This is a genomic window from Williamwhitmania sp. (assembly GCA_035529935.1).
Classification (GTDB): domain Bacteria; phylum Bacteroidota; class Bacteroidia; order Bacteroidales; family Williamwhitmaniaceae; genus Williamwhitmania.
Window position 1 is genome coordinate 1 of record DATKVT010000080.1, and the last position, 10,471, is coordinate 10,471.

Below are 10,471 nucleotides of genomic sequence, written 5' to 3' on the forward strand. Positions count from 1 at the left end.
AACGGTATAGGTGGCTGAGTCTTTGGCTAAAAATGTTGGAACCTGACAGTCGCTACAGCTTAGGTCAGTGGTTGGATTCCATGTGTATCCATTGTAACTTTCGGAGGCAGTGAGCGGAATGTTAGTTGTAAAGTGAACCACTGTATCCAAGCGAACAATGTTGTTTTGCGTTACAATGGTGTCGCAGTCCCTAATGCGAATGTTGAACCGTGCCTTTGAGCTGCATTGGAAGCTGTCTACCATATCGGCCTCGTATAGAATTGGTGCTGTTACTGTAGCTGTTGGGTTTTTGCAGTTGGTGCAGCTTAATCCAGTTCCCGGCTGCCACAAGTATTGCCTACCAACCGGAAGCAAAAAGTTGAGGGTGGCCTGTGGATAGGTTACCGTATCTATTAGCACTGGTGGGTTGGATAGCGTGGAGCTGTCGCACCAGTTTGTCAACTTAAATCGCTCCTGCCACTGGCAATGGTAGCGGTCCATCATTGTGGCGGTGTATTCGGTATTCGTAAATATGCGGGCATTGGGGGATTGGCAGCTGCTGCAACTTAAACCGGCTGTGGGCGACCAACTGTAGGTTTCGGCATTTGACGCTTTTAGCCGGTTTGTGCTACCGGGGGTTACGAGGGTGTCCACCATTAGGCTATCCTTTGCCTTTACAATTGTATCGCAATCGCGAATCCGAATAATAAAATTTTCCTTTGCTTGGCAATTATAGATGTCGGTGTAGGAGGCGGTATAGGTGGTTGGACTATTGATTGTTGCCAATGGGTTGCTACAATAGTTGCAACTTAAGCCTTGCGTTGGACTCCAGGTGTAAGATGTACCATCTCCGGCATTTAATAGAATGGTGGCACCCGGGTAGGTTGTGGTATCGAGGGTTGTTTTTTCAGGCGGGCATAATTTGCGGAGCATGAACCGTTCCTTTCGCATGCAGCCGTATGAATCCATCAATACGGCGTTAAACTCAACGTCGTCGGTGGTGATTTTTACGGTGGCCTTTTGGCTGTATTTTCCGTTAATCACGTTGCTTTGAGGATACCACCAGTATAGGTCAGCTTCAGAAAGGGATGCCTCCACATCCACCGGTTGGCCGGGATACACCAGCGTGTCGAGCATAAGCACATCGGGATTTTTGGTTATGGTATCGCAGTTAACCGCCAAGCATTTGTGGGGCATAACCTCCGGGGTATCGATGGGGTAGGTGGTGAAGTTGCCAAGTTGGCCATAAGTGTTTCCACCCCATCGCCAAATATTATCATTAGAATCTAGGATATACGTCGACTCTATATCGCTCGAACACGAAGTTACTTCGGCTATGTTTTTAATAGACTTTATAGTGTCGATAAATTCTTCCCCATAAGAACTAGCAGTACGAAGAAGTGTCCCATTTTTAGTTAGTGCATAAAGGTACTTATCAGTAGGTGAGTTGCTTCTAAATATCTTTTTTATTTCAGATATTTTCATCTTTTCTGGATAATTATAGAATGAATATCCCCAACCCCATACTGTGCTGTCATCTTTTAACGCCCAGCAATTATCCAATCCTGCAGCAACATCAACTACGTTGGAAAGTGAAAATACCTGCTGAGGGCTGAAAATTTGGTCGTATGGATAGCTAATTAGGTTGCCATTTCCTTCAAAATTAGACGAACCCCAAGTCCAAACGGTTCCATCCTCACAGAGTGCAACAACACCAAGCAATCCACCCACCACCTTTTTAACCCTTGGCAAATCCATTCGCTCAAGGGTGTCGGTGTAGCCCCACCAGACGTTACTTTTGTGGTCGGCATCTCCCCACATCCAAAGGGAGCCATCGCTACGTAGCGCACTATAGAAGTTGCCACCATTTGATTGAGTTCCGGAGCTAATTGACACAACGCTATCGATGTCAATTCTTTTTAACATGTATTTACAATTTTGTACCCACTGCCAAACGGTGCCATCTGCCAACAGCGCAATGGAACCAAGTGCATTTACTGCAACAACATTATGCAGCCCTTTTACCTTGACGGGTATGTGTCTATCAAGAGAAGAAGTACCATCTCCAAGTTGAAAACAAACATTGTAACCTATGGCTGAAATGGTGCTATCCGGGCATATATACAGAACGCAACTGTACCCATTACTAATTCTCTGTGCATGAATATTTGTAGAACCAAATGCAAATAGTATAGCGAATAGTAGCTTGGCTAATATGCTGTGTCTATGTATCTTCATCATCTTCCACTATTTTTGTTCTTAAGGGCTGCTACGTCCACTCGCAGGGAGATGTTGTGGCTACCCATGTAGGTATTGGTAAACCCGCTTGTGCTAACCGCGTAGGCGTAGCTGAGCTGTAGCCCTGTGCTAAGCTGCATGGCAATACCGGTCTCCATAGACCTATTGGTTTTGTAGGAGAGGAGCAGCCAATATTTGCTGAGGTAGTAGAGTTTGGCGTTTATGTCGGTGGTAATTTCGCCTAACCCATCTCGGGTTACCAATATGGAGGGCTCAACAGCCATTTGCCCACTAACGGTAAGCTTGTAACCTCCACATACAACCATGTTAGGTGTAGTGGTGGTGTGGTCCATGGTCCGATTAATGTTTATCAATCCGTTGATTGATATGCCTGCAAAAAACTTCCGGTTGTAGAACAGCAGGCCAACGTTGGCGTCGGATACTATTTCGGAGGTGGAGGTGTATAGCGAAGGGTCGTTGGCTTCCACTGGCTTAAATTCGCTGGTGTTGAGCCCATGCTGCGCTACTACTCCCGAAATTCCAAACGATAGCTGCCCCCGTCGCATTGGGATGTGGTAGGCGTAGGCCAAAAGTGCACCGGTGTGTCGCAGTGGACCATCGGTTTCATTGAAAATGGTAAAGCCTAACCCAACCCGGTTAATAAAGCTGCCGTGGGGTTGGTATACGTAGTTGTTCTTGTCGTAGTATTCCTTTTTTCCAAGTCTTATGCTGTTGCTCAGAATCTGGCTCGAGGGAGAACCACTAATGCCTAGCCACTTTTTGGTGGCCGTTATTTGAGATACGAAGTTACCATCGAATCCTGCCGCGGCGGAGTTTAAGTTGTATAAGCTGTTGAACATGTAGTCCTGATATAAACTTAATTCCTGGGCGGGAAGTGAAATGCTGACAATAGCTATAAGTAACGTGTATATTACCTTTTTAAGCATGCAGATGAGGCAGGTTTTGGCTTTTGTGTTTTGGTGTTTGGTATACGAAAGTAGTAAATTATATCAAAGTGTGATTAACCGGAATATATTTTTTCTGTTTTTATTAAGTTCAAGTTTGCAAGCATTAATCCCTATTGGTTTGAAATGAATGTTGCCCTTATCGGCCTTAACCTGATCAACATATTTGGATTTCTTCTCTTACGTTTATGATTGCAATACCAAATGAGATGGGCGGTTAAACAGCACTTAACGGTTTGGTGAAACTTGCTACAACTTATCTTTCAAATACTTCGCCGTGTATGACTCCTTGCAGCTGATTAGTTTTTCCGGTGTTCCGGCAAATACCAAGCTGCCGCCATCTTTTCCTCCTTCTGGGCCTAAGTCGATAACGTAGTCGGCGCACTTGATAACCTCAAGGTTGTGCTCCACCACAATCAGGCTGTGGCCATTTTCCACCAAGGCGTTAAAGGAGTCGAGTAGCTTGCGAATGTCGTGAAAGTGCAGTCCGGTGGTTGGCTCATCAAAGATGAATAGAAAAGGTCCGCCAACATTCTCCTTTCCGAGAAAGGATGCCAGCTTTACCCGTTGGCTCTCTCCACCTGAAAGTGTGCTGCTACTTTGCCCAAGGCGAACATATCCCAATCCGACATCCTGAAGCGGTTTTAACTTTTCGGCAATCTTCCGTTCGGTGTTGCCCTTTTGCGCACCAAAGAGTTCGATGGCTTGGTCCACCGTTAGCTCCAAAATATCAAAAATGGAGAGCCCTTTGTATTTTACCTCCAGCACATCATCCTTGAACCGCTTACCGTGGCAACTTTCGCACACCAGCGTTACGTCGGCCATAAACTGCATCTCCACCTTGATGATTCCTTCACCCTGGCACTCTTCGCATCGTCCTCCCTCCATGTTGAATGAGAAATGAGATGGTTTGAGTGTATTGGCCTTGGCAAGTGGTTGGTCGGAAAAGAGTTTTCGGATCTCCTCGTAAGCCTTAATGTAGGTCACCGGGTTGGAGCGAGTGCTTTTGCCAATGGGATTTTGATCCACCATTTCAACCCCCTTTAACCGATGGTAATCGCCCGAAACGCTTCCATGACGACCCGCCTTTTCGCCGTATCCATTTACAAGTTTACTTATGGATGGGTAGAGGATTGTCTTTACCAACGTGCTCTTGCCAGAGCCGCTTACTCCGGTAACCACCGTAAGTGTATTCAGCGGAAACTTAACATCGATGCCTTTAAGGTTATTTTCACGGGCATTCTTAACCTCGATAAATGAGGCCGATTTTCGGCGAATGGTTGGAACAGGGATTTTTTCAACGCCGGTAAGATATTGGGCAGTGAGGCTATTTTGGGCTTCCTCTAGTTCATCGATTTTTCCCTGAAAAATAATTTCACCTCCGTGCTGTCCGGCATGGGGTCCAACGTCGATTATTTGGTCGGCTGCACGCATAATCTCCTCGTCGTGCTCCACCACCACCACGGTGTTGCCCAACTTTTTTAGGTTTTGCAGCACGTTGATGAGCAATCCTGTATCGCGGGAATGAAGGCCAATGCTTGGTTCGTCTAGTATGTAGAGCGATCCCACCAAGCTACTTCCCAACGAGGTGGCTAGGTTGATGCGTTGACTCTCGCCTCCAGATAGGGTTGCTGAAAGACGATTAAGCGTAAGGTAACCAAGCCCAACATCCAGTAGAAATCTAAGTCTGTTGGTTATTTCGGCCAGAATTCGCCCGGCTACCTTTTCGTCGTGTTCGGAAAGCTTCAGATTGCTGAAAATGGGTAGCAGCTCGTCGATGGGCTGTAGCACTAAGTCGGCAATATTATAGCCCCCAATTTTTACATATCCGGCTTCTGGACGTAGTCGGGAACCCTTACAAACAGGACAGGTGGTTTTGCCCATGTAGCGCGACAGCATTACGCGATACTGTATTTTATACTTTTTCTCCTCGAGATATGCAAAGAAGTCGTCGATGCCATCCAACCCTTTGGCTCCATGCCACAGGAGGTTTGTATCTTCTTCGCTTAGTTGGTCGTAGGGGCGGTGAATGGGGAAACCAGTTTTAGCCGACTGCTTAATGAACTGATCCTTGTAGGCTTGCATGGTTTCGGTTTTCCATGGAGCAATCGCATCTTCATACACCGATCGGCTGCGATCGGGGATCACCAAATCCTCGTCAATGCCTATAACCCTTCCGTAGCCTTCACACTTGGGACAGGCACCCAGCGGGCTGTTGAAACTGAACAGGTGGACCGATGGCTCCTCAAAGGCTACGCCATCCTCCTCAAAACGGTTCGAAAATAGAGTCGATCTTGGCTTCTCTGGATCAAGATAACTCTTTACCAAGCAGCTACCATTGCTTTCGGAGAATGCTGTTTGAACAGAATCGGCGCAGCGCCCAGCAAAGTCAACCTCGTCGCTAACGGCTAGGCGGTCTACAACAAGATTCACTAGGCATGTCTTTGGTAATTTTGCCTCACCTGCAATTAGTTCTTCAACTTGGAAAACTTGATCACATGCCTCAATACGGGTTATGCCGGATTGCAGCAAGGTAAGCAGCTTGTCGGTAGTTGGCGCCTTTCCCTCACCTTGATACGGTGCCAGCACCATTACGCGAGTTTCTAATGGGAAGCCGCTGATGAAGTCCACCACGTCGGTAACCGAATGACGCCTTATTTCCTTGCCAGTTACGGGTGAGAAGGTGTGACCAATCCTAGCGTATAGTAATTTTAGGTAATCGTAAATTTCGGTAGAGGTACCAACGGTAGAGCGAGGGTTTCGTGTGTTAACCTTTTGTTCGATGGCAATGGCAGGAGGTATACCCTCAATTGCATCCACTTCCGGCTTGCTAATTCTGCCCAAAAACTGGCGTGCATACGACGAAAGGCTCTCTACATAACGTCGTTGCCCTTCGGCATAGAGCGTGTCGAAAACCAATGAAGACTTGCCCGATCCGGATAGGCCGGTAACCACGACAAGCTCGTTCCTTGGAATGTTTATGGATACGTTTTTAAGATTGTGAACTCTGGCGCCACGAATGACAATATGCTGTGATTTGTTTTGGCTCGACATGGTTTTAAAATAATCGGTAAAGGTAACAGTTTTTCTTCATTATAGTTGTGTGTAAGAGCCTCCCACGCCACGGTGCTTGGCCACAACCCAATTGGAAGTTTCTTTTTTTGAGCCTGTAACATTTTAGTTGTATTGGTCGTCTTTTAATCAGTTTTGTATTGCAGAATAAAAAAAGTTTATATATTTGAACCACGAAAACTAACCTAAAACAACGACTTGCCTATAGAAAACATTCTACACTGAACCAAAGTACATGGAGGTAGAATTGGAAAATTTAATTATTTCTGATCAGGAACTGGTTAGGCAGTTCGTTGATGGTAGCCATTCAGCATTTGAGGCACTTCTGAATAGGCACAAGCAAAAAGTTTACTCCTACATTATGATGGCCGTGAGGGATCAGGCTCTGGCTGATGATATATTTCAGGAAACGTTCATAAAAGTTGTTCGTTCCCTGCGGGAAGGGCGCTATTTTGAAAACGGAAAATTTATTTCTTGGGTTATTCGCATTGCTCATAACCTAGTTATTGACCATTTTAGACGCATGAAGCAGCTGGGAACCACCAATGCTGGCTCATTTGAGTGGGACGTGTTCAACTCTCCTCAATACTCCGACAGCAACGTGGAGCAAGAAATTATTCAAAGCCAAATTCTCAGCGACGTCAGAACACTCATCGACTTTCTTCCAGAGGAGCAGCGTGAGGTGGTAATCATGCGCCACTACATGGACTTAAGCTTTAAGGAGATTGCCGAGATTACCGACGTGAGTATTAATACAGCATTGGGGCGAATGCGATATGCACTAATAAACCTTCGCAAGTTGGTGGCCGAAAAGCAAATTGTGCTGACCCACTAAGCATTACCATTCTACCTTTCATAATCTTAAACCCCAAGGCTGCTGAGGCTTGGGGTTTTTGTTGCTATAAAGTGCGGTAACGCCACAAAAAAAAGGTGCTAATTAAAATATTCTGATTGGTAGATTCGTTTCATATAATAATCGCACGTATTGGCCTATGAAAAAATATTCTACACTACTTATCATGTATGAACACCTGCCCATAAACAATGCTGACTCATCGGAGCCTAATCCACGATTTCTTGCCAAGGTGGATGCGGAATTAGCCAATCTTCTCGGACCAAAATTGGAACTAAAAGATCCTTCGGATGAGCTGGTGGAGAGAATTCTCCGGGTTGCTCAGAAAATAGATTAATTTTTCGCTTTGCACTTAATCGCTTTGAGCGTATTCTCCCCACAACTTGCTGGGCGGGGCTTCAAAGTATTTGCATGAAACCTTTTTGTGAGGTTTTCTTGATTATGTTATCGGGTAAATTGCTGTTGAAGCAACTATTCGTTTTTTGGTATTTGTGGGTTTGAAGTTCCAGATGGGTTGCTACCTTTGTAGAAACGAAAGTCAGTGGTAACCTATCTCCTACGACGAATCTCGAGCAGCATTGCCATCCTTTTTGGAGTGGTTACCCTTCTTTTTATGCTCTTTAGCCTAGTGCCGGGCGATGCCTCCCGAATGCTTGCCGGCCAGCGGTCCGATAAAAAATCCATTGAGCTAATCCGTAAAGATTTGGGATTGGATCAGCCAAAAATGGTTCAATACCTCGGGTTTTTGAACGATCTTTCACCAGTCTCCTTTCATAGCGCTAACCCTACCAGCTTCTTTTTCTTCGATACCACAAAGTATGGCAAATGGCATGGGTTTAGAGTTGGACGAACTATTGTGGCCTTTAAGGCACCCTACCTCAGAAGAAGCTACCAAAGTCAAAAGCCCGTTTCTGAGATTATTGGCGAAACTCTCCCCAATACCCTTGTGCTGGCCTTTACCTCCATGCTGTTTGCAAGCGTGCTTGGAATCTTTTTGGGATTGGTGTGTGGCCTTAAAAAGGATAGCTGGTTCGATCGAAGTGCATTGGTAATCACCTCCTTTGGAATGTCGTTGCCGTCGTTTTTTGCTGCCATCCTTATTGCTTGGCTTTTTGCTTTTAAGCTGCACCACCTTACTGGCTTGCCGCTAACAGGCAACCTCTGGGAGATAGACGATCTTGGCAACGGACCTTTTCTACGGCTCCAAAACTTAATACTCCCCTCTTTAACGCTCGGAATTAGACCCCTCTCGGTGGTTACCCAGCTTACCCGCAGCTCCATTCTCGACGTGCTTTCACAGGACTATATCCGCACGGCAAAGGCAAAGGGCTTGTCAACATGGAATGTTATTTACCGTCATGGCTTGAAGAACTCATTAAACCCTGTAATCACAGGAATTTCCGGATGGTTTGCCTCCATGATGGCGGGGGTTATTTTTGTTGAGTATATTTTTGGATGGAAGGGGTTGGGCTACGTGGTGGTAGATGCCCTAAATTCCTATGATATGCCCGTGGTGGCCGGTTGTGTGCTCACCATCTCCATCATCTTTATTGTTGTTAACTTAATGGTTGACTTTGCCTATACGCTTATTGACCCACGGGTGGAGTTGCGGTAGTCGAGTGTTTTTTCCTCATCTTGAAATATTCTTCAGCGAATTATTTGTATTTCCGTTAACGTTTGTGTCGAATCTGCTTGGTATACCTAAAAGAAATATTGGTATTGCATTGTTTTTTTTCGGTAACTTTGGAACATAAAACAAAGAGCCATGAGAAAACAAATTGCTGCCGGAAATTGGAAGATGAACACGTTGCCTGATGAGGGTGAAAATCTTGTGATTGAAATAGTTGAAAAATCGCAGGAGGTCGATCCAAACGTTGAACTTATTGTTTGCCCCCCCTTTACACATCTCGCTAACTTGTTACGTAGAACTCGCGACTCTCGAGTTATGGTTGGTGCCCAAAATTGCTTTTGGGAAACTTCAGGTGCCTATACCGGTGAGGTTTCAGTTGACATGCTAAAGGAACTGGGCGTTACCCACGTTATTATTGGTCATTCCGAACGTCGTGAATATTTTACCGAATCGGATGAGATTCTTCTGAAAAAGGTGCGGCTAGTGTTACATGCGGGGTTGACACCAATTTTCTGTATTGGCGAAAGGCTCGAGGACCGTGAGCGCAGCAATCAGTTCGATGTGGTGAAGCATCAAATGGCCAACGTTATTTTTATGCTCTCGGAATCGGAAATCAAGAAGGTGGTGATTGCCTATGAGCCAGTTTGGGCCATTGGAACCGGTAGAACAGCCACTCCAGAACAGGCTCAGAAAATGCATGCTTTCATTCGCGAGGCGATAACCGTAAGCTTCAACGCGAAGGTTTCAAGCACAATTCCAATTCTTTATGGTGGAAGTGTAAAGGGTGCGAACGCAAAAGAGATATTCTCCATGCCCGATGTGGATGGCGGCCTAATTGGTGGTGCCTCGCTTTCGGCAGCTGAGTTTATCCAGATAGCAAAGTCGTTTTAAATACGCTGCATGAAGTATATCGAGTTAAGCTGTACCATCGACAGCCCTTCATACGATATTTTTGATATTCTTGTAGCCGAGCTCGCTGAACTTGGCTACGACTCTTTTGATGTGGAGGCAAATACTTTAAAAGCCTATATTCCTGCCGCTAACTTCATTGAAAGGGAGACGTTACAGATAGTGGGGCGGTATGTAAACGATGAGTCTGCAAGCTGGGGATGGGCCGAAATGGCCGACAAAAATTGGAACGCGGTGTGGGAATCGAACTTCGAGCCAATTGTTGTTGACAACCGTTGTACCGTAAGGGCACCGTTTCATATGGACTTGCCACCAACCGACTACGAGATTGTAATCGAGCCAAAGATGTCGTTTGGAACAGGTCACCACGCTACCACCTACCAAATGGTTGAGTTTTTGCTCGAAAGTGAGGTTGAGGGTGCTCGGGTGCTCGACATGGGTTGTGGTACCGGTATTCTTGCCATTTTAGCCGCCATGAAAGGCGCCGCTAGGGTAGTGGCTATCGATAACGATGAGTGGGCCTTTTCCAATGCCGTGGAAAATGTGGAGCGAAATGTTCCAACGAAAGTTGAGGTATTTCTTGGGGATGCATCTTTGTTAGGTAGCGAAAAATTCGACCTGATTTTGGCCAACATCAACCGGAATATTCTTCTTGCCGACATGGCTCGCTATGTGGAGGTTTTGGTTGCTGGTGGAACACTTTTCTTAAGTGGCATTCTTCCTGAAGATATCGACATTGTTACCGAAAGTGCGCTGAGTTTAGGATTGTTGTCCCTCCAGGTAAAGACCCGTAATGGATGGGCGGCCCTATCATTTAAAAAATAA

Annotated in this window: 8 protein-coding genes; 5 read left to right on the forward strand and 3 right to left on the reverse strand. The window is 45.8% G+C overall.

Going from position 1 to position 10,471, the window contains the following annotated elements; genetic code table 11:
- The 3 genes from VMW01_06360 to uvrA all read right to left on the reverse strand — a co-directional run.
- On the reverse strand, nt 1-1,905 hold a 1,905-nt coding region (locus VMW01_06360), incomplete at its 3' end, for a hypothetical protein (protein ID HUW05863.1).
- Between the two features lie 311 nt (nt 1,906-2,216).
- A complete protein-coding gene (locus VMW01_06365; protein ID HUW05864.1) occupies nt 2,217-3,164 on the reverse strand; it encodes a PorP/SprF family type IX secretion system membrane protein in 948 nt (315 codons plus the stop codon).
- A 267-nt stretch (nt 3,165-3,431) separates the two neighbouring features.
- Nucleotides 3,432-6,236 (reverse strand): excinuclease ABC subunit UvrA, encoded by a 2,805-nt coding sequence (uvrA, locus tag VMW01_06370; protein ID HUW05865.1) that lies wholly within the window; start codon nt 6,234-6,236, stop codon nt 3,432-3,434.
- Between the two features lie 253 nt (nt 6,237-6,489).
- Here uvrA and VMW01_06375 point away from each other — a divergent pair, with 253 nt between their 5' ends.
- The 5 genes from VMW01_06375 to prmA all read left to right on the forward strand — a co-directional run bounded on the left by VMW01_06375 (nt 6,490) and on the right by prmA (nt 10,471).
- Nucleotides 6,490-7,089: a sigma-70 family RNA polymerase sigma factor gene (locus tag VMW01_06375; GenBank protein HUW05866.1), complete on the forward strand. Its 600-nt coding sequence runs from the start codon at nt 6,490-6,492 to the stop codon at nt 7,087-7,089.
- A gap of 157 nt (nt 7,090-7,246) precedes the next feature.
- Nucleotides 7,247-7,444 carry a hypothetical protein gene (locus VMW01_06380; GenBank protein HUW05867.1) on the forward strand — a complete coding sequence of 66 codons (198 nt, stop codon included), beginning with the start codon at nt 7,247-7,249 and terminating at the stop codon, nt 7,442-7,444.
- Nucleotides 7,445-7,648: 204 nt separating this feature from the next.
- On the forward strand, nt 7,649-8,722 hold the full coding sequence (locus VMW01_06385) for an ABC transporter permease (GenBank protein HUW05868.1): 1,074 nt from the start codon (nt 7,649-7,651) through the stop codon (nt 8,720-8,722).
- Nucleotides 8,723-8,872: 150 nt separating this feature from the next.
- Nucleotides 8,873-9,628 (forward strand): triose-phosphate isomerase, encoded by a 756-nt coding sequence (gene tpiA / locus VMW01_06390; protein HUW05869.1) that lies wholly within the window; start codon nt 8,873-8,875, stop codon nt 9,626-9,628.
- Nucleotides 9,629-9,637: 9 nt separating this feature from the next.
- A complete protein-coding gene (gene prmA, locus VMW01_06395) occupies nt 9,638-10,471 on the forward strand; it encodes a 50S ribosomal protein L11 methyltransferase (protein HUW05870.1) in 834 nt (277 codons plus the stop codon).

Bases quoted from the DNA above. Each gene is read 5' to 3' on its own strand.
- VMW01_06365 (HUW05864.1), bottom strand. From the start codon at position 3,164: ATGCTTAAAAAGGTAATATACACGTTACTTATAGCTATTGTCAGCATT.
- uvrA (HUW05865.1), bottom strand. From the start codon at position 6,236: ATGTCGAGCCAAAACAAATCACAGCATATTGTCATTCGTGGCGCCAGA.
- VMW01_06375 (HUW05866.1), top strand. From the start codon at position 6,490: ATGGAGGTAGAATTGGAAAATTTAATTATTTCTGATCAGGAACTGGTT.
- VMW01_06380 (HUW05867.1), top strand. From the start codon at position 7,247: ATGAAAAAATATTCTACACTACTTATCATGTATGAACACCTGCCCATA.
- tpiA (HUW05869.1), top strand. From the start codon at position 8,873: ATGAGAAAACAAATTGCTGCCGGAAATTGGAAGATGAACACGTTGCCT.
- prmA (HUW05870.1), top strand. From the start codon at position 9,638: ATGAAGTATATCGAGTTAAGCTGTACCATCGACAGCCCTTCATACGAT.